This window comes from Kocuria sp. U4B (assembly GCF_054875615.1).
On record NZ_CM142180.1, the window covers coordinates 207,891 to 233,358 of the forward strand.

Sequence of the window (25,468 nt, forward strand, 5' to 3'; positions counted from 1 at the left end):
ACAGCTTCCGGTCGTTGCGGGGCCCGCGGGGCCTCCGGATTCACGGGTGGGGGTCATCAGGGGGTGATCAGGGGGTGAACCGGTAGCCCATGCCCAGCTCGGTGAGGAAGTAGCGCGGATGGGAGGGCTCGGGCTCCAGCTTGGCGCGGATCTGGGACATGTAGACCCGCAGGGAGTTCGCCTCCTCGCCGTACGCGGGCCCCCAGACGGTGGTGAGCAGTTCGGTGCGCCCGATCAGACGGTCGGGGTGGCGGGCGAAGACCTCCACCAGGCGCCACTCCAGCTTGGTCAGCCGCACCGGTGCTCCCGCCACGCTGACCGACCTCTGGGCCAGGTCGATGCGGACCCGCCCGTCGGAGGTGGTGACCACGGCCTGGGCCGGGTCGGGCTGGGCCCGGCGCAGCGCGGCGCGCAGGCGGGCCAGGAGCTCGTCCATGGCGAAGGGCTTGGCCACGTAGTCGTCGGCCCCGCGGTCCAGGGCGTCGACCTTGCTGTGGGACTCGCTGCGGGCCGAGACCACGATGATCGGCACCTGGGACCACCCGCGGATGCCCTCGATCACCTGCCGGCCCTCCATGTCGGGCAGCCCCAGGTCCAGGAGGATGACGTCGGGGTGCTCGTGGGCGGCCACGTCCAGGGCCTGACGCCCGGTGGCGGCCTGGTGGGTCCGGTAGCCGCGAGCGTGGAGGTTCACCAGCAGGGCCCGGGTGATGTGGGGATCGTCCTCGACCACGAGCACGCTGGCGCTCACCGGTCCACCTCCCCGGCCTCGGGGGCCGCCGCCGGCCCGGCGGGCGGGGAGGCCGCCCGAAGGGTCAGGACCATGGTCAGCCCGCCGCCCGGGGTGGCCTCGGCGCGCACCTGCCCGCCCACGCCCTCGGCCAGCCCGCGGGCCACGGCCAGGCCCAGGCCGATCCCGGTGGTGCTGTCCCGGTCCCCCAGGCGCTGGAAGGGCTGGAAGATCCGCTCCCGGTCCGCGGCGGGCACCCCGGGGCCGTGGTCGATGATCCGCAGCTGAACGGAGCCGGGCGCGGTGGCCGCCCGCAGGGTCACGGGGCTGACGGTGCTGTGCTTCAAGGCGTTCTCCACGAGGTTGGCGATGATCCGCACCAGCAGTCCGTGGTCGCCCAGGACGGGCGGCGTGTCCAGGGAGATGTCGATGCTGATCCGGTGCAGCTGCTCGGGCCCGGCGGCGTTGCGGACCGCGCTCTCGGCCAGGTCCGGCAACTCCAGAGGGACCCGGTGGACCACCAGGTGCCCCGACTGGATGCGGCTCATGTCCAGCAGGTCGTCGATCCGCTCGGCGAGCTGGTCGGCGGACTCCTCGATGTTGGCGAGCAGTTCCCGGGTGTCCTCCTCGCTGAGCACGACGTCCTGCATCCGCAGGCTGGACACGGAGGCCTTGATCCCGGCCAACGGGGTGCGCAGGTCGTGGGAGACCGCCGCCAGCAAGGCGGTGCGCATGGCGTTGCCCGCGGCCAGTTCCCGGGCCTGGAGCCGGGCCTCGTCCAGGGCCTGTTGCTGCAGCACGGCGCCGATGCGCCCGGCGAAGGCCTCCACGATGCCTTGTTCGGGATCCTCGGCGGAGAAGCCGTCGACCAGCAGGACGTGCTCCTCGTCGACGGTCACGGTGAGGTCCCAGTCGGCGGGACCCGTGGCCTGACGGCCCGACGCCAGCAGGACGCTCCACTGCTGAGGGTCGGTGGAGCGGGGGGGACGTGTCGCCAGGGCGACCCCCGTGAGAGCGTAGGACTGCCGGAGCCGGTCCAGCAGGGCCCGCACGCTCAGTCCCTCGCTGATCACCCCGCCGGCCAGCTCGAACAGCACCGCCGCCTGGTGACGGGCCGCACGGGCCTCGGCCGTGCGGCGGGCCTCGATGTCCACGACCCGGGCGACCCCGGCGGCCACCAGCAGGAACAGCACCAGCGCCCAGATGTTCAACGGCTCGTGGATGATCAGCATCCCCGTGGGCGGGGTGAAGAACCAGTTGATGAGCATCGTCCCGAGCAGGGCTGCGGCCACCGCCGGCCACCAGCCGCCCACGAGCGCGACGAAGACCACCAGGGTGAGGTGGCACAGGAAGTTCAGGGTCAGCGCATCGGTGCCGGTGCCGGCCCGGAGGAACACCGCGGCCAGGGCCACGGACCCGCCCAGGGCGAGCGTCCACGCGGTGAGCCGACGGGACCCGCTCAGGGCCGCCCCCCGGGCCCGCCCGCCCACCACGGTCTCCTCCCGGGGCCGAGGTCGTGCGCGGTGGGACGCGTCCATCGTAGTCATCCGACGTGGATGCGGGGCCGGCGGGACGGGTCGGGCTCGTGCTCGCGCAGGATCTCCCGCACCACCGGGGCGGTGTCGCCCTGCCCCAGCAGCAGGTAGCGCAGCAGGTGGGTGATCGGGCTGCCCTCGGACCAGTCGAAGTAGGCGTGGGGGATCACCCCGGTGGCATCGCGCAGGGCCAGCAGCACCGCGGCGATCGCGTTGGGGGCGGCCGGGCTGGAGACCCGCAGGATCCGGTGGCCGTCGATCTCCGCCCCGTGGACCTCCAGCACTTCGGAGAAGGCGGAGGGGTCGTTGATGGCCACCTCGAGGAAGAGCACGCCGGCGGTGCCCGGGACCGGGTTGACCAGCCGCTGGACGGCTTCCTTGGCCGCGTAGCGGCGCCCGCTGGTGCCGCGGGGCTTGTGGGCGATGATGTGCAGCCGTCCGTCGTGGGCCAGGGAGTCGAGGACGAAGCGGCGGGCGACCTCGTCGAAGTCGATGCGGTCGGCCCGCAGCTCGGTGGTGCGGTGGACACGGGAGATCAGGGAGACGGCGATGATCCCGGCGACGAAGAAGGCGGAGATCGTCAGCCCGTCGGGCTTGTGGACGACGTTCTCCACCAGGGCGTAGCCCATCACCAGGGTCAGCACGGCGAAGCCGGCCGCGGCCCTCTTCCGGTGGCCCCGCCAGCAGGAGATCGTCACGGCCACGGCCCCGGAGACCATCATGGCCAGGATCCCGGTGGCGTAGGCCCCGGCCTGGGCATTGACGTCGGCGTCGAAGGCCACCGTGATGAGGATGCTCAGGGTGGTGTAGACCAGCACCACGGGCCGGACCAGCCGGCCCCACTCCGGGGCCATGCCGTAGCCGGGCAGGTAGCGGGGCACGATGTTGATCAGCCCGGCCATCGCCGAGGCCCCGGCGAACCACAGGATGAGGATGCTGGAGGCGTCGTAGACGGTGCCGAAGCCCTCGCCCAGGTGTTCGTGGGCCAGGTAGGCCAGGGCCCGGCCGCTGGCGGCCCCGCCCTCGGCGAACTCCTCGGCGGGGATCAGCACCGTGGTCACGAAGGAGGACCCGATGAGGTAGACGCTCATGATCAGCGCCGCGGTGGTGAGCAGCTTGCGCGTGTTGCGCACCCGCGAGACCAGGTGCTCGGCCGGGGTGGCCCCGCGGGTGGCGACCAGGGGCATCATCGACACCCCGGTCTCGAACCCGGACAGCCCCAGCACCAGCAGCGGGAAGGCGAGCACCGACAGCAGCACCACCTCCCCGGGGCCTCCCCCGGTGGAGGCCAGCGCCTGGGTCCAGCCGGACAGGGCGCCGGAGGTGGTGGCGATCTCCCACAGCCCCACCGCGATGATCACCGCGTTGAGCCCCAGGAACACGCCCACCAGCGGGACGGCCACGGCCACGGCCTCGGTGAAGCCCTTGAGGAACACCGCGCCCAGGATCAGCAGCAGGACCACGGTCACCGCCACGTGGTGGCCGTGCAGGAACTGCGGAGCCAGCGGGTTCTCCACCAGGTGCACGGTCGCGTCGGCGGCCGACAGCGTGATGGTGATGATCCAGGAGGTCGCCACGAAGCCCAGCAGCACCAGCACGAAGACCTTGCCCCGCCAGAACGGCAGCAGGTGCTCGAGCATCGCCACCGATCCCTGCCCGTGCGGGGACTCCTGGGCGACCCTGCGGTACATCGGCAGCATCCCGGCCAGGGTCAGCACCACGATCAGCAGGGTGGCCAGCGGGGAGAAGGCCCCGGCGGCCAGGGCGGCGATGGCCGGGAGGTAGGACAGGGTGGAGAAGTAGTCCACCCCGGTCAGGCACATCACCTTCCACCACGGCTGCTCGTGGTGCTCCGCCTCGGCAGCGCCCGGACCCACCGGGGCCACCCGGTGGGCCGACAGCCACCGCACCACGGGGCGCCGGGGGGCGGGCTTGCCATCAGGACGCGGCACGCTGGCCGGCATCGTGTACGTCGTCGAACGATCCATGATCTGCTTTCTCACATCCGGTCCCGGCGCGAAGTGGCCGGCACGGCCGTCCGCCTCGTGCCGCGGACCGGGGTGGCGGGTCCGCCGCCGCCTCCCGCCGGCACGGGGCGGGCGGGCAGGTGCCCCGCCGACACCGGGGAGGGGTGGCCGACCCCGGGCCGGCACGGCGACGACAGGGGTGCTGCGCAGCACACGTCCACGCTGGCTCCCTTCGTCGCCGCCGACCGCGCCCATGGACAGGACATCTCTGGAGGACAGTCCACACCCCCGCCAGGCCCATTGTGCGTTTCTTAATGCCGCGCTAATGGGATCGGGGTCTTTTTTAGCACCGGCTTTACACCTCTGGCGCCGGGAGGCTGGTGCCCGACGGGGGCGGTGAGGTGACGGTGCAGCCTCGTGGAGCCGGCCCCGTCGACGCCCTGCAACATATCCGCCCGTTGTTCTCTGTGAACGGGTGCTCTGGGATGCTCGTGGGACCACGTCGTCCCTGGCGCCGGCTGCACCGGAGCAGCGGCTACCGGCGAAGGAGGTCCTCGATGAACCGGGAACCGGGAGGGCACCGGATTCGACCTCAGGTCAGCGAGGAGCCCCTGCCGCCCGCCGCGGAGCGTTTCACGCGACAGCCCACCGCGGCGGAGTGCACCGCCGTCCACCGCGCGTGGGATCTGCGCCCCGGGGACGTCTTCCACGGGCGGACCATCGTCTCCGTCCGCGGGGAAGTGGGCCTGGGCTCCAGCCCGGTCGCCGTCCTCTCGCTCACGGGTGAGAACCCCGCCCACCCGGTCCAGACCCGCGTCGGGGCAGCCCATCCCGACACGGACTACGGCTGTGACGCCGTGTGGCTCGCCGCCCGGGCGTGGGTGCGGACCCACGGGCTGCGCGAAGGCGATGCCGTGGATCTGGACGAGCTCCGGAGCGAGGTGATGAGCGCCAGCAGATGCCTCGGGATCGACTCCTGCCCCCGTGCGACGTCTCCCACCGCAGCTCCGGCCCCCCTGTCCTCCGCGGAGCAGGGGTCCCCGGAAGGACACCCCGCCCCGGAGTAGCGGCCCCGGAACTCCCGGACGTCCTCCACCACACGGGTACCGGCGCCTGGCCGGGACTCCCGGGCCCAGGACCCGCCGAGGAGGCGTGCTCGAGGGATCACATGACGGCGGAGGTCAGCCGACAGACGTTGTCGAGGTAGCGCCGGTACCAGGGCCGGCTGCTCCATTCCTCCAGGGACAGCGGGTGCGCGACCGCGCGGTACTGCGCGTCGTTGGCCTGCAGACGTGCCACCAGGTCCCCCCCGAAGGCGAGCAGCATGATCTCGTAGTCGAGGGTGAAGGACCGGAAGTCCATGTTCGAGGAGCCGATGGCGGCCACGCTGTCGTCGATCGTCAGGTACTTCGCGTGCAGGACCGTCGGCGCAGGATAGAGGTAGATGTGCACCCCCGCCTCCATCAAGGCGCGGTAGTACGACCGCTGGGCGTGCCCCACGAGGAACTGGTCGGCCTCCTCCCCCACGAACAGCTCCACCCGCACGCCCCGGTAGGCCGCCGTGGTGATCGCGGCCAGCAGCGACTCGTCGGGCACGAAGTACGGGCTGGTGATCGCCACCTTCTCCACGGCCAGGTGCACCAGGGACGTGAAGAGCCGGAGGTTCGGCTCGGAGGGGAAGCCGGGCCCCGACGGGATGAGCTGCATGGCGTTGACCGGGCCGCCGGGAACGAGCTCGGGCTTCTCGACGAAGTGCTGCCGGGGGTCGAGCCGCTCGCCGGTCTCGGTGAACCAGTCGGTGGCGAAGACCGCCTCGACCGAGAGCACGATGTTGCCGCTGACCCGGATCGTGAGGTCCTTCCAGCGCCGCCCCGCCCGGGCGTTCCTCGCGCTGCCGTAGGCCGGGTCGATCACGTTGTGGGAGCCGACGAAGGCGGTCTCGCCGTCGACGATCAGCAGCTTGCGGTGGTTGCGCAGATCGGGGCGCCGCCACCGGCCGCGCAACAGGTCGATCGGCATCATGAGGTGCCAGTCGATGCCCGCCTCCGTCAGACGGCGGCGGAACGTCCTCCAGCCCGGGTACTTGCGCGAGCCGAGGTGGTCCATGAGCAGGCGCACCTTCACGCCCCGCCCGGCCGCCTCCGACAGCGCCGTGAAGAACGGGTCGGTGGTGTCGTCCCACGCCATGATGTAGAACTCCACGTGCACGTAGTTGCGGGCGGCGGCGACGGCGTGCGTCATCGCGGCGTACGCCTCGTGCGTGTCACCGAACAGCCCTTCGTCGGTCCCGGTGACGCACGGCAGCGCGGTGAGCCGGCGGGCCATGCGCAGCACGGACTCCAGCACCGGCGAGGGCTCGACGCCCCGGGGGATCGAGGGGAGATGCCCGGCGTGCTCGGCCAGCCGCCGATTGGCCTCCGCTTGGATGGCGTGCCTGCGCCCGCGCACGTAGGGGCTTCCGATCAGCCAGTACAACGGGAACCCGACGACCGGGACGAAGAGGATCAGCAGCAACCACGCCGAGGACGACGACGGGCGGCGGTTCTCCGGCACCGTTCCGACGGCGATCAGCTTCAGACCGTACTCGACGGTGACCAGCACGGTCGTCACGACGTGTATCCACCCCATGGCCACGGAGCTTACCCAGGCCCGGGCGGCGCACCGGCAGAAGTCGCCCCGATCCGGGCACGTGCGGCCTCGGCACGAGCGCGGCAGGCCCGTCCGGTGCAGCGGCTCGGCGACGGCCCGTGTGCTCCGCGTCGCCGGAGCCCACGGGGGTTCTCCTGGCGCCACGCCTCCCGGGCGGAACCTCGGCGGACCGGAGGAGACCAGCCGGCGGCCGGGTCCACGCGGGCGGGGAAGGTCGTCACGAAGGCGCCGGTGTCGGCCAGCATCTTCTCCGCGGCCGCCCCGACCCGGTCGGTCGTCTGCTGCTGGTCGTTGTACGGGGAGGGCCCGTGCTGAGCCGCCAGCCCCGCTGCACCCACCCGGCCATCTCCGCCAGGATCCGCCGTTCCCGGGGGTCGAGATCCCGGGGGCAGGGTCGGTCAGGCACAGCGTGCCCATCCGCTCCCCGCCCGGGGCCCGCCCGGGGCCCGCAGGGGGTGCCCGGCGGAGAAGCGGATGCGCGGGGTGCCCACCACGAACCGAGTGGCCTCGAACCGCGCATCGACGGTGGCGTCCGGCACCACCAGCGCCTCCGGCCGCTGGATCGTGCAGGTGCAGAACGACTCCTCCCGGGCGCAGTGGCCCGCCCCGTCCGGACCACCTCCGCCTCGGTCCACTGCCAGTGGGCGTCCACGAGGTTCACCGAAGCGGCCCTCACCCCGAAGACCTCCTGCGGCAGGCGCACCACCCGGTCGTAGCGCTCCTCCCGGGGTGTCCAGCACGTCCAGCGCGGGCAGGGCCTCCACCCTCGGGACATCCATGACGTCCGTGCAGAGCACTGCATCCGCCACGTGGCCCTACCGTGCCCGACGCTGTCCACCGGCCCGCCGGCAGCGCCCGCGCACGAGCCGCGACCGCGACGCCTGGGAGTGGAGCGCGGGCCTGCCCAGTCCCTCCTGCCGTGCCGACAGACTCCCTTCCCTCTGCGCCACGCGTTCCTGGACGACCAGGCCTTCTCCAGGAGGACGCAGCACGCCACGGCCCCCGGCCACGACGCCCCGCCCACCGGACCCGAGGACGGTCCGGCCGAGGAATTCCGCGCAGCGGTCCAGGCCCCCTGCCGACCGGAACGGCTCCGGCCCCGGCGCTCGAGGTGCCGCGGGGCCGGGGCCGCTCGCCCCGACACCCGGCGGGAGCGGGGCGAGCGGAGGATTCACCGGCCGGCCCTCACCCGGCGCGTACGGCCCAGGGCGGCGCGCAGGTCGAGCTTGTCGGTGTAGGCGGTGGAGCCGTGGCGGAACAGGTGCACGGCCACCCGCAGCACCACCGCCCCGAGCACGAACAGCTCGGCGATCACGACCCCGGCCGCCCAGGGCTCGAGGGTGCCCAGGGCGTTGCGCAGCATCGCGGTCACCGGAGCGGTGAGGGGGAAGTAGGTGAACACCTGCACGATCAGCGCCTGAGGGTCGCTGATGATGAGGCTGACGATGTAGAAGGGGACGAACATCGCGAAGATCAGCGGCCCGAAGACCACCCCGGCGTCCTTGGCGGTGGGCATGATCGCCCCGATCGCCACCAGCACGCCGGTGACCAGCACGAACCCACCCACCAGCAGCAGGACCGCCACCACCATGGTGGGCGCGTCCACCTGCACCTCGGACAGGTCCACCTCCGGGATCGCCAGCCTGTCGCGGAAGAACAGGTAGCCCGCCACCACGGGAGCGAGGAACACCAGCACCTGCACCAGCCCCACCCCGAACAGGGCCACGATCTTGCCCAGGATCAAGGTGGTGGGGTCGACGGTGGTGAGGACCATCTCGGTGACCCGGTTCTCCTTCTCCTCCAGGGTGGAGGACAGCATCTGGTTGGACAGCAGCATGATCACCAGGATGAACACCACCAGCAGCAGCAGCGGGGCGACGGCGTCGTTGAACCCGCCGGTGGCCTCCCCCGCCCGGTAGATCGTGGCCTCCACCCTCAGGTCTCCGGCTGCGGCCGCGGCCAGGGCGGGATCCCCGATCTCCTGCTGGGCCGCGGTGGTCAGCAGGGACTGGGCGACGGCGTCGTAGGCCCCGTTGTCGAAGAGCCCGCGGTCGGCCCCGGTCACCTCGATGGGCGCGGCGGCCGGGTCGCCGGGGTAGGCGAAGTAGGCGTCCAGCTCCCCGGCCTTGACCTGCTCGAGCGCCGCATCCGGGTCGGTGGCGGGCGTCCCCCCGAAGGCGCCGGCCAGCTCCGCGGGGATGAGCCCGGAGGCGTCCGTGTAGGCGAAGGAGACCTGCGCGTCCTTCTGCGCCTCCTCGGAATCGCTGATGGAGGTGTTGGCGGTGAACGACAGGGCGAAGATGATCGCGATGACCACCGGGATGGCCAGGGTCGCGATCCAGAACCCGCGCTTGCGCACGGTGCGCGTGAGCTCGAAGCCCACCACGGTGGAGAGGTTGTGGCGTCCCATCAGGCCCCCACCCCCGCCGTCTCGGTGCCGCTGGTCCGTGCTGCGAGGGTGTCGGTGCCGTAGACCCGCAGGAAGACCTCCTCCAACGACGTCCGCTGGCTGCCGAACCCGGACACCGCGACTCCGCCGCCCACGAGTTCGGCCAGCACCGTCGTCCCGTCCGCACCCGGGGCAGGGGCGAGCCGGGAGATCCGGTCGTGACCTGCCGCTTCGGTGCTGACCACCGTGTAGCGGGGCGAGGCCGGGATGGCGCCGGTGTGGGTGACCCGGTAGACGGTGGACCCGAACTGTTCCTGCACCTGCCCCACGGTGCCGTAGGCGTGGGAGGTGCCGTCCTTGAGCAGGATCACCCGGTCGCACAAACGCTCCACCTCCTCGAGGTGGTGGGTGACCATCACGACCGTGGCCCCGGCGCGCTGCTGGTCCTCGATGATGTCCATCAGCAGCCGGCGGTTGACCGGGTCGAAGCCCTTCGTCGGCTCGTCCAGGATCAGCAGCTGCGGGGCGTTCATGATCGTCACCCCCAGCTGCACCTTCTGCTGCTGGCCCCCGGAGAGCTTGTCCAACCGGACCTGTGCCTTCTCGGCCAGCCCGACCCGCTCCAGGTACTCCAATGACCAGGCCCTCGCGGCGTGCTTGTCCAGGCCCTTGAGCCGGCCGAAGTACACCATCGTCTCGAGCACCGGCTCCTTCTTGTACAGCCCCCGCTCCTCCGGCAGGTACCCCAGCTTCGCCCCGTCGGCGGGCTCGAAGACCTTGCCGTCGATGTGCAGCGTCCCGGCGGTGGGCTGGTAGATCCCCAGCAGGGCCCGCAGGGTGGTGGTCTTCCCGGACCCGTTGGAACCGAGGAACCCGAAGGTCTCCCCGGCGTGCACGTCGAAGGACAGGTCCTGGATCACGGTGGTGTTCCCGAAGGCCATCCGGAAGTCCTGGATGTGGACCAGCGGCTCGCTCATGTCGTTCTCTTTCGCATACCCACCACCCTACGGAGGCACGCTGCGCCGCCGGCGCAGGAACGCTTCTCCGGTGCCTCGGACGGGTTGCTGGCACAGGACAGGGATCTGCGCGGCGCCTCCGAGGCCTCACGGGCGCCGTCCCGCGCAGCGGCACGGCGGCGGATGTCCCTGCACGCCGGGACGCCGCTCCTTCCATCGACGGCCGCGGACCGGACGCCCACCACATGGCCGCCCGCAGAGGAACCCCGGCCGCGCCGGCGAGACCACGGAGCGCCCCTGTCCGATGTGGTCGCCGGCACTGTGCTGTCGCGGGGAGGGCCATGGGCAGCACATTCCCGCCGAAGATGCGCGCAGACCCGGCATGGGCGGGGAGGGTTCGGGACGGATCCTAGAATCATGGCCATGCCCCTGGATCTGGAACTCATCTCACTCAGTGCCGCCCTGCTGCTGGCGGCTGCCGCGTGGCCGATGCTGGCCGGGACCGCCCGTCGCCGGCGGCTGACCACGACCCGCGGGCCGGGGCGGAGACGGGTCACGGCGCTGTCGGCCTTCGTCGGGCCTGCGGCGCTGACCACGGTGGGGATGATCCTTCTGGTGGCCGCCCGCTTCCTCTGAGCTCCACCGGCCCGGCCCTCAGGATCCCGGCCCTGGGGATGCGGGGAGCCGTGGCCGCTCTCCACCGTCGGGGTCGTCGACGTCGCCGCTCCGGCCTGATTCCTCGCCGGGGGCCCTGCGGACCGCGGCGGCCGTCCCGGGCCACCGCGCGGGTCCGCCGGCACCGCCGGCCGTTCCCTCGCACGGTCCGGTGACGACCGGACCGCCGGTGGCGCAGGCCCGCTGAGGGGTGGCGCTCCGTGCACCGTCGGATTCAGCGATGGCCTTCGCCCGGGTGCTCGGGGCGGGCACCTCCCGGATGCGGATGCTCGGGGACGCCCTCCGCGTCGAGTCGGACGCTCAGCCGGGAGCGCCCGAGGCGCCAGGGCGTGGAGGGAACTGCCGCCGGTAGGTCTGGATCGCCTGGGAGTCGTCCTTGCGTTCCCAGCCGGCTTCTTTCGCCGCGAGGTATTTCGCCTGGGCGGCGGTGACCAGGGGGGCGTCGAACCCGATCTCGTCGGCGATGTCCTTCACCAGCGTGGAGTCCTTCACGAAGATGCCGATGGTGCTCGTCACCTCGGCATCCAGGCCCTGCAGCATGCGCGGACCCCGGTCGGAGAGCATCCAGGAGCTGCCGGCACCGCCGGCGACGGCGGGCAGCACCTTCTGCGGGTCCAGGCCGAGCTCGTCCGCGAAGGCCAGCGCCTCGGCCGCGGCCACGATGTGGACGGAGCACAGCAGCTGGTTCACCGCCTTGTAGGACTGGCCCTGGCCGATCTCCGGGCCGCAGTCGACGATCGTTCCCAGGGCTTCGAGGACCGGCCGTACGTGGTCGATCGTCGCCGGGTCGCCCGAGGCGAACAGGGTCAGCTCCCCGGTCACCGCCCGCGCGACGCCCCCGGTGACGGGCACGTCGAGCACGGCGACGGTGGGCGGCGCGGCGTCGGCCACCTCGCGCACCGCACGGGGACCTACGGTGCTCATCACCACCAGGACGCTCCCCTCGCGCATGCGCCGCAGGACCCCGGCCTCGCCCAGCGCCGCCGCCCGCAGCTGTTCCGGAGTGGCGACCATGCACACGACGACGTCGGCCGCGGCCGCGGACACCGGCGTCTGCTCGGCGGGCAGTCCCCGGTCGGCCGCCTTCGCCCGCTGAGCGGCGAACGGGTCCACACCGGTGACATCGAACCCGGCCGCCAGGAGCTGCTCGGCCATCGGCAGGCCGATGGCCCCGATGCCGATGAAGGTGGTCCGGAGCGGTGGCACTGACGACATGGGGGCTCTCCTGGCGGGGTGAGGGACGGGGCGGACTCAGATGATGACGTCGAGCAGCAGGCACACGGCCAGGCCGATGACGGCGAAGGTGGACTGGGCGAGGGTGTAGATCTTGAACGTTCCCCTGGTCGTGAATCCGAGCATCTGCTTGAAGATCCAGAAGGTGTTGTCGGTGACGTGGGCACCGAACGCGGCGCCGGTCCCCGCGGCCAGCAGGATGAGGACCGGCGGGGCGTCGATGGAGCCCATGATCGGGGCGAGCAGAGTGGCGGCGGTGATCGCGGCGACCGACGCCGATCCTTGCGCGATGCGCAGGACCGCGGCCACCGTCCAGGTGAGCAGCACCGGGATCGCGGCGTTCGCCTGGAACAGGGCGGCCATCATCGCGCCGATGCCCACCTCGGTGATCACCTGCCCCAGAGACCCGGCAACGCCGGTGAACAGCAGGATCGACCCGGAGGTCTGGGCGCCCCGGGTGAGCAGGTCGTCGATGCCGTTGCGGGTGACGGCGGGGATCGCCAGGGCAATGCCGATGAGCAGGCCGATGAGCAGGGCGACCACGGGGCTGCCGAGGAAGCCGAGGACGGGGACCTCCTGGCCCAGGATGCCGGTGACCGTGTCCAGGATGATCAGCAGGATCGGCACGATGACGGGGAGCATCGCCACGGCCAGCGGCATCTGCCGGGTCGGGGTGGTCACGACGACGGTGCCCGCCGAGCTGCCGGCGACCTCGGTGGTGCCCGCGGTGGTGACGCCCGTCCCGCGCTGGGCTTCGAGGCGGGCGCGCTCCTCCTCGATCGACTCCCCGAAGATGGAGTCGTCGAAGCCGTGCTCCCGGTCCTTCACCGGATCGAAGATCCTCCGCATCAGCAGGTCGTGCACGAAGATGCTGGAGACGATGAAGAAGATGCCCAGGGGGATGCCCCACAGCAGCATGGTGCCGATGTCCACCCCGAGCGGACCGGCGACCGCGATGGCGGCGACACCGGGGACCACGATCAGCAGGCCGACCTCGAGACCGATGGCCAGCGAGCCGGCCAGGGTCGCGATGCTCTTGCCGGTCCGCTTGGCGATGGCGCCGGCGATCGGCGCCAGGATGACCAGGGCGACGTCGAAGTAGATCGACGGGAAGATGATGCCCGAGGTGAGGCCGAGGACATAGGGCGACCGCTTGGGCCCGACGAGTGTCAGCAGGCCGTCGACCACGCGCTGCATCGTGCCGGTCGCCGAGAGCGTGGTGCCGATCATGACGCCGAACCCGATGATCAGGCCCACCTCCGCCATGAGGGCGCCGAAGCCGGTGTTGACGGCTGCCACGGAGCCCTCGAAGCCGAGCCCGGCAGCGACTCCCAGGTACAGCGCGCCGACGACCAGCGCGACGACGGGGTTGATCTTCGCCCAGACGATCATCAGGACGATGCCGATGACCGCGATGGCGAGATGGACCAGGACGATCGTGTCCATGACTTCTCCGATACGGGTGGCGCCGGACGCACCGGCAGGCGGACGGTGGTCGGGCAGGACGGGCAGATGCTTGCTCGGCGGAGGCGGCCAGGTTCCCCCAGGCGGCACCGTGCCGGTTCTGGGACTTCCTCGTCCGGGAGGACAGGTCCCGAGGAGCACCTGGCCTCGAACGCCGCTTCATGGACGGGAACGTGCGCGCCTTGGTGGCCTGGCGGGTGCCACAATCCTGAAAAACTGCTGTTGACTGTTAACATCCAATAGCTCCAGTGTGAGTCTCCCCACAGCCACTGTCAACAGTCGCCAGTGAAGTAGCTCACGCGGTCTTCGCCTCGGCCCGGCGGCCACCCGGTGGCCGACGTGCCTCGACCCCCCCCAGCATGGCCCCCTCGACCACCACCTGCCTGCCGGCCGGTGGATGCGCGGGCGGCCCTGGCGAAGGACCGGGCTCGGGCATGGGACAGGGATCGCCGGGAACCAGCGGCCGTGGGGCCTCGCGCCGGCTGGAGGGCGCTCGTGGTGCAGGACCCACCGCCACGACACCGGCCAGGACGCCGTACAGGGGCTCGGGCCTCGCCCCCGCCGGCGCCGGCGCCGCGAGGGCCCGACCGCGGAAGGCAGGCGCGAGCCGCCCGGGGTCGAACCCTGTGCCGTGGAGCCCAGCGGGGCGGGGAGGGACTGTCGCGTCCGGACCTTCATGCTGGCCTCGCCCGCCAGGTCGGCGAAGAATTCGGGTGAGCAGCGAGACGGGCGTGATGGGGCATGGTCGGCATGGAGGAACCGACCACCACCGGGAGCAGCCGCCCGACCACATCGACCGTCGCCCGAGGGCGAACCATCTCCTGCGGTCCGGTTCACGGCGACCTTCACGGACAGCGCACCCCGGATCCCGGGAGGACGGGAACAAGAGGGATCATGGACGCGAGGGGTACCGAATCGCCCACGACGTCGACCCCCGTGTGCGTGCCGGATCCGCCACAGGCGCTCGCGAGGAGCCTGTTGGAGGAGCGGAGGACCGGCAGAACCCCGAAGGGCGCCACGGACGGAGCCCTGAGGAGATCAGCGGCCCGCACTCGCAACGGAGCCGACGCCGCGGATCCGGGGGATCGACGCCGATCCACTGCACTGCGATCACCACAAGGAGGGGACATGACGGATCCGCTGACCGGGCGCGTTCTGGTCGTCGATGACGAGACGGACCTGGCCGACCTCGTCGAGGGGTACCTGCGCAAGGTCGGTCTGGAGGTGGTCGTGCGGCACGAGGGGAGCGAGGCCGTGGCCGCGGTGCGGGAGTTCGCCCCGCACGTGGTGGTGCTCGACCTGGGTCTGCCCGGGATCGACGGGATCGAGGTGTGCCGTCAGGTGCGGACCTTCTCGGACTGCTACGTGCTGATGCTCACCGCCCGTGATGACGAGGTGGACAAGATCGTGGGGCTGTCGGTGGGCGCGGACGACTACGTGACCAAACCGTTCAGCCCGCGCGAGCTCGTGGCCCGGGTCCAGGCGATGCTGCGCCGCTCCCGCGGCCGCGCCCGTCCCGACGAGCCCGCGGCCGGGTCCGATCCGGCGGTCCGGGCCCGGGTGATCGGGGAGCTGGTGGTGGACGAGGCCGCCCGACAGGTCCGTGTGGGCGGGAAGGCGGTGGAGCTGACGCGGATCGAGTTCGACCTGCTGGCCGCCCTGGCCGCCCACCCGCAGCTGGTGCTCTCCCGCCGGCAGCTGGTGGAGATGGTCTGGGACGCGCACTGGTCCGGGGACGCCCACCTGGTGGATGTGCACATCGGGCGGATCCGCAAGAAGCTCGGCGACGAGGCCGCCAGCCCGCGGTTCATCCACACCATCCGCGGGATCGGCTACCGGATGGGGACCGGGCGATGACCACCACGGGCCGCCTCGTGTCCTGGGGCCCGCTGACAGTGCGGCTGATGCTGGCGCAGATCTCGGTCCTGCTGGCCGGTCTGGCGATCGTACTGCTGACGGCCGTCCTGGCCGGACCGACGATGTTCTACGACGAGCTCATCGACGCCGGTCACGTGGAGGAGGCCACCGGGTTGGGGCTGGAGCACCTGGAGGATGCGCTGCGACCGGTCAGCCTCATCGCCTTGGGCGTCGGGGCGGTTCCGGCCCTCTGCATCGCCGGTCTGCTCAGCTTCTACCTCTACCGCACCATCGGCCGATCTCTGGCCTCCTTCACCGCAGCCGCTCGACAGGTGGCCGCCGGCCACTACGACGTGCGGATTCCCTCGGCCGGGCTGGGGCCGGAGTTCGATTCCTTGGCGGCCTCCTTCAACGACATGGCCGCCAAGCTCAACGCCGTGGACGCCACCCGCCGGCAGATGCTGGCGGATCTGGCCCACGAGATGCGCACCCCTCTGGCCAGCCTGAAGGGGCATCTGGAGGGCATCGAGGACGGAGTAGTGCCCCTGGACGAGCGGACCACCGGCATCCTGCACGCCCAGATCACCCGGCTGGAGCGGTTGGCCCGGGACATCCGGGCCCTGACGCGGGCCGAGGAGGGCCTCCTACGCCTCCAGCCGACCACCGTCGACATGGCGCACCTGGCCCAGCAGGCGGTGGCGGCCGTCGAACCCCTCGCGGCCCAGAAGAACATCACCGTCGCGGCTGCCGGTGTGACGGCGGCCCCGGCCGTGCTGGACGGCGAACGGATGGGACAGGTCCTGGGCAATCTGATCGAGAACGCCCTACGCCACACCCCGCCCCGCGGCCGCGTCACCGTGCACACCGATCTCGACCCGGTGTCGGTGACCGTCACGGTGACCGACACCGGTGACGGCATCGCTGCCGAGGCCCTGCCGCACGTCTTCCAGCGGTTCTACCGCGCCGAGGCCGGGCGGGAATCCGACCACGGCGGCTCCGGGCTGGGACTGGCCATCAGCAAAGCCCTCGTCGAGGCCCAGGGCGGAACCCTGGAAGCCACCAGTCCCGGACGTGGGCAGGGGGCCGCCTTCCGGGTCCGGCTGCCGCGGCACACCGCTACGAGCTGACCCACCGGTTCGCCGCCGAAGGACGACGAACACCGGCCGCGGTCCGTCTCCACGACCCCGGTGTCCAGTCGTGAGGCACTGCCTCTCAGCCCGTGCTCCGGTCATGGCCGGTGACGGCAGGGCCGGTCGGCACCAGCCGGCGGGCCCTCGTGCTGGCCCAGCCCACCGCCCGCTCGAGCGGGCCCTGTCCCAGGGTGCGTTGCCAGAGCACCGCGAACAGGACGTTGACCCCCAGGTTGAGGGTGAACCACAGGTAGGGCCGGTCGTAGTGGGCCTCGAAGGACAGCCCCACGAGGTGGGCGGTGTACAGGGTCAACGTCATCGCACCCATCGCCGACAGGAGCACGAGCAAGGTCCTGGCCCGTGGTGCAACCAGCAGGAAGAAGCCCAGCACTGCCAGCCCGACGCCCAGGCTGGCGGCGATCGCCAGCGGGGTGTTGGTGTGCGGGGTGTCGACCACCAGCCACCAAGCGGTGTCGGTGGGCAGCTCGTCCTCCGGCCCCCACAGGAGAGCCTCCTCCAGGTTCTCCTCGTTCCTCGAGGAGCTCTCCAGCAGCCGCGCGTAGCCTCCCAGGGCGTGGAGCAGGAGATACGAGGTGGTCTGGGCGAGGATCGCCACCCCGACCCCCACCACCAGCAGACGGATCTGGATCGCCTTCTCGCGCAGGCCCAACCGTCCCACCCCCATTCCGACCAGCAGGTACGTCAGGTAGCACAGGGCCGGGTACGAGCCGGTCAACAACAGCTGGGAGGCTGTCGCTTCCGGTTCCTGCGCCACATCGGCGAACGTGGGGTTGTCGGAGGTGTATGCAGGCAGGACGTCCCTCAGCCCTTGCATCAGCATCGGACCCACGATCCAGAAGACCGCCGCGCAGACGAACAGCGCCTTCGGCCCCAGGTGGAGGAAGGGGATGGCCAGCAGGAAGAACACCCCGTAGTAGATGAGGATGTTGTCCGCCGGCGCGTCCTCGGGCATCACCGTACCGATCCACAGGCCCACCACGGCGATCAGGAGCGCCCGCACGGCCATCGCCACCCGGTCGGCAGCCAGCTCCCGCCCTCGGTGCCGGTGCCGTCCTCCGGAGCTCAGCGCCAGTCCCACCCCGGCCAGCAGGGCGAACAGGGCCGCCGAGTCCCCGGAGAAGAGGATGTACGACCAGGTCGGTTCGCCGGTCGTCTCGTCCTCGGTGGGCAGGATGTGCACGGCCATCAGCCCGATCAGCGCCAGCCCGCGGGCCGCGTCAACACCCGCCAACCGCCTGGAGGACCTGCGGGCACCGCCCGCGGCGCCCGCCAGGTCGGATCCTTCCGTTCTGGACGTCCGACTCATGACTCCCCCAGGTGTGCCAGGCCGGCCCCGGCACCCCCAGGGTCCCGGCCACGAGCCGTGTCTGCGGCCCCGGAACCCCGGGACCGTCCTGCGCTCAGGGTCTGTGATGCACCTTGCGCTTCCGTTGAGCAATCCTCAAGATTCCGTGAAGTCCTGCGAGCCACACCGTGCACGCGAGGGGGTCGTCTGCCGCACCGGTCCAGCAGGCCACGGTCGTCGGGCGGATCCGCCGGTGGGGCCGAACGGGCTGCCGAGGTGTCGACGCAGACCTTCCCGGATCGGGCCGCACGACGCCGTGCGGGGCGTCACGACCGGTCACGGACGGTGAAGCATCCCCTTGCCGGGGGTCGCACGCACGAGAACGGGACGCGCCCCACCGTGCGTCCCTCGCCCCGTCCCTGCTCTGGAGGTCCACCTCGTCCTCGGTCCCAGGAGCACCGTGAGCTCCTCCCTCATCCTGTCCCGGCACCGCACCGCGCTGCGGGTCGCGGGCTGCGTCGTACCGGGGATGGTCGGGGTGACGATCACCATCGGGTGCCTGCTGGCGCTGTTCCTGGCCAACCTCGGCTTCTTCGGCGTACGCCCGGAAGTCCTCCTGGGCCACACGCTTTCGCTGCCGGCCGGAGCAGCCGCAGGGATCGGGGTCCCGGCCCTGGTGGCGGTCATCGTCCTGGACGGTCGGCGGCAACGGCTCGTCGTCGCGGTGGTGATGCTGGCCGTTCTGCTGCTGGGGTCCTCTCGGCGGTCATGGTGATGGGCAGATGACCTCCCCGTCACGGTCCGGCCGTCACGGCGGAACCACCCCGGCGCCACACCGCGCCCCGGGTCGCCGTCTGGGCTGTGCTGACGCCGCTGAGCACCTGCCGAAGCCTCGGGCTTCCTGCTGGGCGTCCGCCTCGAGCCCTCCGGTGAGCTCCGGGCGACCACTGTGTCCGACCCGCGCAAGGTGGCGGGTGGAGGCGAGTTCCGGATGGGTCATGGGCCCACCGCCGGGCAGGGGAACGCCGTGGAGACGGCCGCACTGGCGAAGCAACGCGGGGTGCAGGGCGGGCACCGGATGCGGCCGGGTGCTGCGCACGAGCAGTCCGTGCGCGGCACCCGGCCGCATCGGGGGTGGGTGGGGTGGGGTCAGGGGCGGGGGTGGCGACGTCGCCGATCTTGTCGAGGACCCAGTCGTGGAAGGCCCCGATGTGGTGCTCGCTGGGCACCAGGACACCGCCCTTGGCGTAGACCTTCGAGCCCATGGCCGGCTGGCAGCGCTCGCAGGCGTCGAAGTCCTGCTGGTTGACCCGGTGGAACAGCTCCACCGAGGCCGAGACGTCCTTGCCCGACTCCACCACCGAGGGCAGGTAGAGCCAGTCGCACTCCACGATCGTGCGGTCCGCGGCCAGCGGGAACATCCGGTGGATGATCACGTGGTCCGGAACGAGATTGACGAACACCGTGGGCTTGATCGTGATCGCGTAGTAGCGCCGGTCGTGGTCCTCGTCCACGCCCGGGATCTTCTCCAGGCCCTCGGAACCGTCCACGGTGAAGCCCAGCACGTCCTCGCCGAACTCCGCGCCGTGGCCCACGAAGTACTGCGCGGCCAGCCCGTCGGCGAACTCCGGCAGCACCTCGGTGAGCTCGGGGTGGATGGTGGCGCAGTGGTAGCACTCCATGAAGTTCTCGATGATGAGCTTCCAGTTGGCCTTCACGTCATAGGTGATCCGCCGGCCCAGGGCGAGGTTGGCCACGTCATAGCCCTCGATCGCCTGGGTGTCGCCCAGCCGCTCCTGGATATCACCCATCACGTCCTCCTCGAAGGAGGGCGGCTCCTCGGCCAGGCACACCCACACATACCCCAGGTACTCCCGCACCGGGACCGTGACCAGCCCGTACTCCTGACGATCGATGTCGGGCATCTTCGTGAGGTTCGGGGCGGCGATGAGCTTGCCGTCGAAGTCATAGGTCCAGGCGTGGTAAGGGCACTGGAAGGACCGCCCGGCCTCTCCGGTCTCCTCCATGCACAGCTTCACCCCGCGGTGACGGCAGACGTTGTAGAACGCCCGGATCCCGTGCTTGCGGTTGCGGGTGATGATGATCGACTCCCGCCCCACCTGCACGGTGCGAAACGCCCCGGGCTTGTCCAGATCCGCCGCGCGCACCGCGCAGAACCACATCTGCTCGAAGATGCGCTCCTGCTCGGCGGCGAACACGGCCTCGTCGACATAGGTGCTCCCGGGCAGGGTGGCGATCAGGGACTCGGAGATGATGTTGGTCGACACAGAGGTCCTCCTTGTAGATCCAGGCACAACACAAAAAGAGAGAAACAGGGAAGAGATAAGGCAACAGGCCCGCAGGAAAGGACAGCAGGCGGGGAAAAGGGGGGCGGGCTCAGGCGGTGAGGCGCTGCACGGGCACGGCCGTGGCGGTCTTGGCCAGGGACTTGCGCCAGCGGGTGAACAGCCGCGGCTGGTTCCAGCCCAGCACCGCCACCGGCTCCTCCCCGGCGTAGTACACGGCCAGGAAGCTCTCCTGGCCCTCCCCGCCGTGCTCGTAGCTGATCCGGTCGGCCCCGGCGATGTCCCCGACGAACTGCAGCCGCGCCCCGTACTGGTGGGACCAGAAATAGGGCTGCTCCACGGGCAGGGACGCATCGGCGTGGCCCAGCAGCGCCCCCACCGCGATCGCCGGGCGCTCCAGGGCCCCGGTCCAGTGCTCGACCCGCCGGTGGGCGCCGGTGCGCGGATCCAGCCACGCCGCGCAGTCGCCCACGGCCACGACCCCGGCCACGCTGGTGCGCCCGACCGCATCGCACACCACCCCGTTGCCCAGCTCCACCCCCGAGCCCTCCAACCACCCCACGTTGGGCACCGCGCCGATGCCCACGACCACCACATCGGCCGGCAGCACCCGCCCGTCGGCCAGACGCACCCCGGTGAGCACACCACCGTCGATGTCGTAGCCGGCGATGTCGACCCCGCACAACAGCTCCACCCCGGCCCGGTCGTGCAGCCCGGCCACCACCGAGCCCATCTGCGCCCCCAACGGCCCGCACAACGGGGTGGGCGACTTCTCCAGCACGGTCACCTGCAACCCCAGCGCGTGCGCGGTGGAGGCGACCTCCGCGCCGATGAACCCCGCCCCGATCACCACCAGACGCCCCCGCGCGCCACCAGCGCCCGCAGCTTCCTGGCGTCCTCCAGGGTCCGCAGCGTCAGCACGTTCTCCAGCCCCGCCAGCTCCGGCAGCGCCCGCGCCGAAGCCCCCGTGGCCACCACCAGATAGTCCGCCCGCACGCTGCGCCCGTCGGCCAGACCCACCTCACGGCTCAGCGCGTCGAAGGACACCGCCGCGACCCCCAGCACCCACTCCGCCGCCAGCTGCTCCTCATCGCTCTCCAGGGCCAGATCCTCCACCTGGCACACCCCGCTGAGGAACTCCTTCGACAACGGCGGACGATCATAGGGACGATGCGGATCATCACCGATGATCACCACCCGACCGGTGAAACCCTGCCGCCGCGCGGCCCGAGCCGCCGACAACCCCGCCAGCGAAGCACCAACAATGACCAGCGACTCCATCAACAACCCCTTCCGGGCCTCAGGATGCGAACACAGAAAAACGGCAACGGGAGTCGGGAGATCCTCATCCGTGGATGGGCGCGTATTACGCAACCCGCGTCGTAATGTGATTATTAGCGTGACGCGCGTCACGAACCGCTGTCAAGTTGGGGAGCGTTTTTTTCGCACCCCCTGATCTCCTCGGTTTCGGTCGGCGCCGCCGGCCCGCCATTCCTTGACACCCCTCGCCGAGAGCCGGACAATGTTGCGCATTACGACATAGGTTGCGCACCGCGAGCCCATTTCCTGGAGCTCGTGTCGCTTCTTCCCAGAACCCACCGAAAGAACCGTTCTGATGCACAAGGCCTGCGCCCTGACCGATCTCGCCCCCGGTGACGCCATCCGGCTCGACACCTCTCCCCCGATCGCGGTGTTCCACACCGAGGAGGGCGAACTGTTCGCCATCGACGACACCTGCACCCACCAGGACGCCTCCCTGGCCGACGGCTGGGTCGAGGGCTGCGAGGTGGAGTGCCCGCTGCACGCCTCGAAGTTCGACCTGCGGACCGGGTCGGTCGACTCACCCCCGGCCAAGCTGCCCGTGCGGACCCACAAGGTCGAGGTGATCGATGGCTACATCATGGTCGATGAATCAACGGAAGCGCCCAACCTTCCCCCTGGCCTCACCGCCACCGGGCACGAGTCCCAGGACCCCCAAGGCGGCTGACCGCTCGGTGCGCCAGATGCCCCGTCCCCGCTCGAGGGCAGTGGGTGGCAGACACGCCGCCGAGGCCGGGCAGCACAGTAAGCCCATGATTTCCGTGTCCGCACCAGGCGCAACCGGATCTGTTCTTCCGTGACGACGCCGGGCGGGACGCGAGCAGCGATGGAGAAGGGATGTGGATGATGGCGCGGCAGGATCCTCGGGTGGACGAGGTCGACGAGAGGGATCTGGAGGTTCATGGGCCCAAGAGCTGGGCGGCGGGGTTGCCGGCGGTGTACTACTCGATGGAACCGGCCCTGGAGCACATGGGAGTGGGGCGGACCGGGCGGACGCTGCTGAACCTGAACCAGAAGGGCGGGTTCGACTGCATGAGCTGCGCCTGGCCGGACCCCGGTCACCGCAGCACGTTCGAGTACTGCGAGAACGGGGCGAAGGCGGTGACGTGGGAGGCCACCCCGGTCACGGTGTCCTCCCGGTTCTGGGCGGAGCACCCGATCAGTGAGCTGCGCGGGCGCTCGGAGTACTGGCTGGGCATGCAGGGCCGGCTCACCGAGCCGGTGTACAAGGCCCCCGGGGAGGACCACTACCGGCCGATCAGCTGGGAGGAGGCGATCGCCCGGGTGGCGGGCAAGCTCCGGGACCTGGACTCCCCGGACGAGGCGGCGTTCTACACCAGCGGACGGGCCTCCAACGAGGCGGCGTTCCTCTACCAGCTGTTCGTGCGCGGGCTGGGGACCAACAACCTGCCGGATTGTTCGAACATGTGCCACGAGTCCTCCGGGTGGGGAATGGGTCAGACCCTCGGGGTGGGCAAGTCCACGGTGAGCTACGACGACTACCTCAACTGCGACCTGATGATCATCATCGGGCAGAACCCGGGCACCAACCACCCGCGGATGCTCACCGCCCTGGAGCGGTTGAAGGACAACGGCGGGCAGATCGTGGCGGTGAACCCGCTGCCCGAGGCCGGGCTGCGCCGGTTCAAGAACCCGCAGCGGCCCAAGGGCGTCATCGGCCGCGGCACCGATCTGGCCGATCAGTTCCTGCAGATCCGCGCCGGCGGGGACATGGCCCTGCTCCAGGCGGTGTCCCAGCGGGTGCTCGCCGCCGAGGACGCCGCCCCCGGTACCGTGCTCGACCACGAGTTCCTGGCCCAGCACTGCGAGGGCCTCGAGCAGCTGCGGGCCCACCTGGCCGAGCTCGACGAGCAGACCGTGCTGGCGGCCACCGGGCTGACCACCGCGGAGATCGACGAGCTCGCCGACCGCTACCTCCGGGCGGAGAAGGTCATCATCACCTGGGCCATGGGCGTCACCCAGCAGAAGAACGGGGTGGCCACGATCAAGGAGATCATCAACCTGCTGCTGCTGCGCGGCAACATCGGCAAGCCCGGGGCCGGGGCCTCGCCCATCCGCGGGCACTCCAACGTCCAGGGCGACCGCACCATGGGCATCTGGGAGCAGATGCCCCCGGCGTTCCTGGACGCGCTGGGCCAGGAGTTCTCCTTCGACCCGCCCCGCCACCACGGCGCCGACGCGGTGGAGGCGGTGCGGCAGATGCGCGACGGGCAGGTGACGGTCTTCGTGGCCCTGGGCGGGAACTTCGCCGCGGCGATGTCGGACACCGCCGAGACCGAGGCCGCGATGGAGTCCCTGGAGATGAGCGTGCAGATCTCCACCAAGCTCAACCGCTCCCACACGGTCACCGGCACCGAGGCGCTGATCCTGCCCACCCTGGGCCGGTCCGAGATCGACGTGCAGGCCACCGGCCAGCAGTTCGTCTCGGTCGAGGACACCGCCTCCGCGGTGCACCCCTCCTGGGGCAAGGTCCCGCCCGTGGGGCAGAACCTGCTCTCGGAGATCGCCATCATCGCCCGCCTGGCCCGGGCCACCCTGGGGAACAAGCTCGCCGCGGACTGGGAGGGCTTCGAGGCCGACTACGACCTCATCCGCGAGCACATCTCCCACGTGGTGGTCGGGTGCGAGAACTACAACGAGCGGATCCGCCAGGACGGCGGGTTCGTGATGGCCAACGGACCCCGCGACTCCCGCACCTTCCACACCCCCACCGGCAAGGCCCAGCTGACCGTCAACGCCCTGGACCTGCTCCACTGCCCGCCGGGGCGGCTGATCCTGCAGACCCTGCGCTCCCACGACCAGTTCAACACCACCATCTACGGCTACAACGACCGCTACCGCGGGATCAAGAAGGGCCGCCACGTGATCTTCGTCAATCCCGCCGACCTCGCCGAGCTCGGCCTCACCGACGGGCAGCTCGTCGACGTCCACGGCGAGTACGCCGACGGCAGGGACCGGGTGCTGCGCCGGTGGCGCGTCGTCGCCTACCCCTCCGCCCGCGGCTGCGCGGCCGCCTACTACCCCGAGGCCAACGTCCTGGTGCCCCTGGACGACACCGTCCACGGCAGCAACACCCCCGTGTCCAAGGGCGTGATCGTCCGCCTCGAACCCACCACCGACGGCCCCGCCGGCGGCACCGGGCAGGAGAACACGGCGGCCGACACCCCCGCCACCGTCTGACCCCCACCCCCCGGCCAGCACACGCTGCGGCCCCTGCCCCCGCACAGGGGCAGGGGCCGCACCACGGAAGCGCCCGGGAGAGCTACTGGCCCGTGGCCGCCCAGCCGACCGCGTCCGGGCCCCCGGCCGCGCCCTGCCCCGCCAGCCCCACGGCCGTGGCCGCCGCCGCCCGCACCGCCTCGTCCGGGCTCCTGCCCGCCCGGCTCCCGGCCGCCTCGAGGGCCGCGGCATAACCGACGTAGAAAGCCGTGAGCGCCCCCGCCGACGGGGCCACCCCCGCGGTGCGCTCGGCCACGGCGACGATCTCCCGCGTGTCCACCTGCAGATCCAGGATCTGCAACGCCTGAGCCAACCGCTGGGCCCACCGGTCCAGCTCCAGACTTCCACCATCGTGCACAGCCATCACGTCTCCTCCGGGTCGGGAATGGAACGGGGGCTCAAGGGCGAGCCCGCCTGTGTCTCGACAGAACTGCCAAGTCTCAGCCGCCGGAGAAGGGGGGCAGGACGTCGAGGGTCGCGGCGGCCGGGACGCGGGTGTCCGGGTCGGGGCAGGCCACCCCGTCGAGCAGGAAGCTGGAGCGGGCCAGGACCTGCCCCAGCGGCGGCTGCCCCACCGGCGGGGTGCGGTGGCGGGCGGCCAGGCAGGCCTCGACCTCCCGGCGGGCCACGGCCCCCGGCCCCAGGTCCAGGACCTCCGCCTCGGTCCCGGCCGCGGCCCGGGCGGCGGCGAAGTAGCGGATCAGCACCACG

At 71.3% G+C, this 25,468-nt stretch carries 20 protein-coding genes and 1 pseudogene; 7 read left to right on the forward strand and 14 right to left on the reverse strand.

Annotated features, from left to right (window positions below; all coding sequences use genetic code 11):
• Window positions 1–67: 67 nt before the first annotated feature.
• Genes ACYSMR_RS01000 through ACYSMR_RS01010 form a run of 3 tightly spaced genes read right to left on the reverse strand, consistent with a single transcriptional unit; the run spans window position 68 to window position 4,253 of the window.
• A complete protein-coding gene (locus tag ACYSMR_RS01000; protein WP_251333318.1) occupies window positions 68–751 on the reverse strand; it encodes a response regulator in 684 nt (227 codons plus the stop codon).
• The gene (locus tag ACYSMR_RS01005) at window positions 748–2,277 is read right to left on the reverse strand and encodes a sensor histidine kinase (protein WP_461747108.1); all 1,530 of its coding nucleotides are present in this window, start codon (window positions 2,275–2,277) and stop codon (window positions 748–750) included. The genes ACYSMR_RS01000 and ACYSMR_RS01005 overlap by 4 nt, the downstream gene beginning before the upstream one ends.
• Complete coding sequence (locus ACYSMR_RS01010) at window positions 2,274–4,253, reverse strand: APC family permease (RefSeq protein ID WP_461747109.1); 1,980 nt, start codon at window positions 4,251–4,253, stop codon at window positions 2,274–2,276. Before ACYSMR_RS01010 ends, ACYSMR_RS01005 begins: the two co-directional genes overlap by 4 nt.
• Before the next feature lie 536 nt (window positions 4,254–4,789).
• Between ACYSMR_RS01010 and ACYSMR_RS01015 the strand changes: the two genes are divergently transcribed.
• Entirely contained in the window at window positions 4,790–5,299 is a 510-nt protein-coding gene (locus ACYSMR_RS01015; RefSeq protein ID WP_309125193.1) for a hypothetical protein, read from the forward strand.
• Between the two features lie 97 nt (window positions 5,300–5,396).
• Here ACYSMR_RS01015 and cls read toward each other — a convergent pair whose 3' ends face one another.
• The 3 genes from cls to ACYSMR_RS01030 form a co-directional block, all read right to left on the reverse strand.
• Window positions 5,397–6,842 carry a cardiolipin synthase gene (gene cls / locus ACYSMR_RS01020; protein ID WP_461747110.1) on the reverse strand — a complete coding sequence of 482 codons (1,446 nt, stop codon included), beginning with the start codon at window positions 6,840–6,842 and terminating at the stop codon, window positions 5,397–5,399.
• 1,210 nt (window positions 6,843–8,052) lie between these two features.
• Complete coding sequence (locus tag ACYSMR_RS01025; RefSeq protein ID WP_309126246.1) at window positions 8,053–9,291, reverse strand: ABC transporter permease; 1,239 nt, start codon at window positions 9,289–9,291, stop codon at window positions 8,053–8,055.
• A complete protein-coding gene (locus tag ACYSMR_RS01030) occupies window positions 9,291–10,247 on the reverse strand; it encodes an ABC transporter ATP-binding protein (protein WP_461747111.1) in 957 nt (318 codons plus the stop codon). Before ACYSMR_RS01030 ends, ACYSMR_RS01025 begins: the two co-directional genes overlap by 1 nt.
• Window positions 10,248–10,649: 402 nt before the next feature.
• On the opposite strand from ACYSMR_RS01030, the gene ACYSMR_RS01035 reads away from it, so the two are divergent.
• Window positions 10,650–10,862 (forward strand): hypothetical protein, encoded by a 213-nt coding sequence (locus tag ACYSMR_RS01035; protein WP_461747112.1) that lies wholly within the window; start codon window positions 10,650–10,652, stop codon window positions 10,860–10,862.
• Between the two features lie 339 nt (window positions 10,863–11,201).
• On the opposite strand, the gene ACYSMR_RS01040 is transcribed toward ACYSMR_RS01035, so the two are convergent.
• Together ACYSMR_RS01040 and ACYSMR_RS01045 are read right to left on the reverse strand one after the other, a co-directional pair.
• Window positions 11,202–12,116, reverse strand: coding sequence for an NAD(P)-dependent oxidoreductase (locus ACYSMR_RS01040; protein ID WP_461747113.1), 915 nt, complete (start codon window positions 12,114–12,116; stop codon window positions 11,202–11,204).
• A 36-nt stretch (window positions 12,117–12,152) separates the two neighbouring features.
• On the reverse strand, window positions 12,153–13,580 hold the full coding sequence (locus ACYSMR_RS01045) for a GntP family permease (protein WP_251333327.1): 1,428 nt from the start codon (window positions 13,578–13,580) through the stop codon (window positions 12,153–12,155).
• Window positions 13,581–14,726: 1,146 nt separating this feature from the next.
• Between ACYSMR_RS01045 and ACYSMR_RS01050 the strand changes: the two genes are divergently transcribed.
• Together ACYSMR_RS01050 and ACYSMR_RS01055 are read left to right on the forward strand one after the other, a co-directional pair.
• Window positions 14,727–15,455, forward strand: a complete 729-nt coding sequence (locus ACYSMR_RS01050) for a response regulator (RefSeq protein ID WP_461747114.1) — start codon at window positions 14,727–14,729, stop codon at window positions 15,453–15,455.
• Window positions 15,452–16,582 (forward strand): sensor histidine kinase, encoded by a 1,131-nt coding sequence (locus ACYSMR_RS01055; protein WP_251333329.1) that lies wholly within the window; start codon window positions 15,452–15,454, stop codon window positions 16,580–16,582. The genes ACYSMR_RS01050 and ACYSMR_RS01055 overlap by 4 nt, the downstream gene beginning before the upstream one ends.
• A gap of 85 nt (window positions 16,583–16,667) precedes the next feature.
• On the opposite strand, the gene ACYSMR_RS01060 is transcribed toward ACYSMR_RS01055, so the two are convergent.
• Complete coding sequence (locus ACYSMR_RS01060) at window positions 16,668–17,837, reverse strand: heparan-alpha-glucosaminide N-acetyltransferase domain-containing protein (RefSeq protein ID WP_461747115.1); 1,170 nt, start codon at window positions 17,835–17,837, stop codon at window positions 16,668–16,670.
• A gap of 514 nt (window positions 17,838–18,351) precedes the next feature.
• Here ACYSMR_RS01060 and ACYSMR_RS01065 point away from each other — a divergent pair.
• A complete protein-coding gene (locus tag ACYSMR_RS01065) occupies window positions 18,352–18,666 on the forward strand; it encodes a hypothetical protein (RefSeq protein ID WP_461747116.1) in 315 nt (104 codons plus the stop codon).
• A gap of 391 nt (window positions 18,667–19,057) precedes the next feature.
• Here the strand turns inward: ACYSMR_RS01065 and ACYSMR_RS01070 are convergent.
• The 3 genes and pseudogenes from ACYSMR_RS01070 to ACYSMR_RS01080 form a co-directional block, all read right to left on the reverse strand.
• A pseudogene (locus tag ACYSMR_RS01070) lies at window positions 19,058–20,179 on the reverse strand (aromatic ring-hydroxylating oxygenase subunit alpha); the annotation flags it as partial.
• Window positions 20,180–20,288: 109 nt separating this feature from the next.
• Entirely contained in the window at window positions 20,289–21,050 is a 762-nt protein-coding gene (locus tag ACYSMR_RS01075) for an NAD(P)/FAD-dependent oxidoreductase (protein WP_461747117.1), read from the reverse strand.
• Window positions 21,044–21,478, reverse strand: coding sequence for an FAD-dependent oxidoreductase (locus tag ACYSMR_RS01080; protein ID WP_461747118.1), 435 nt, complete (start codon window positions 21,476–21,478; stop codon window positions 21,044–21,046). Before ACYSMR_RS01080 ends, ACYSMR_RS01075 begins: the two co-directional genes overlap by 7 nt.
• A 334-nt stretch (window positions 21,479–21,812) precedes the next feature.
• On the opposite strand from ACYSMR_RS01080, the gene ACYSMR_RS01085 reads away from it, so the two are divergent.
• On the forward strand, window positions 21,813–22,184 hold the full coding sequence (locus ACYSMR_RS01085; RefSeq protein WP_461747119.1) for a bifunctional 3-phenylpropionate/cinnamic acid dioxygenase ferredoxin subunit: 372 nt from the start codon (window positions 21,813–21,815) through the stop codon (window positions 22,182–22,184).
• A gap of 179 nt (window positions 22,185–22,363) precedes the next feature.
• Window positions 22,364–24,718, forward strand: coding sequence for an FdhF/YdeP family oxidoreductase (locus ACYSMR_RS01090; protein ID WP_461748051.1), 2,355 nt, complete (start codon window positions 22,364–22,366; stop codon window positions 24,716–24,718).
• A gap of 82 nt (window positions 24,719–24,800) precedes the next feature.
• On the opposite strand, the gene ACYSMR_RS01095 is transcribed toward ACYSMR_RS01090, so the two are convergent.
• Both ACYSMR_RS01095 and ACYSMR_RS01100 read right to left on the reverse strand, forming a co-directional pair.
• On the reverse strand, window positions 24,801–25,121 hold the full coding sequence (locus tag ACYSMR_RS01095) for a DUF6457 domain-containing protein (protein ID WP_251334826.1): 321 nt from the start codon (window positions 25,119–25,121) through the stop codon (window positions 24,801–24,803).
• Window positions 25,122–25,197: 76 nt separating this feature from the next.
• Window positions 25,198–25,467: a MoaD/ThiS family protein gene (locus tag ACYSMR_RS01100; protein ID WP_308222224.1), complete on the reverse strand. Its 270-nt coding sequence runs from the start codon at window positions 25,465–25,467 to the stop codon at window positions 25,198–25,200.
• Window position 25,468 lies beyond the last annotated feature (1 nt).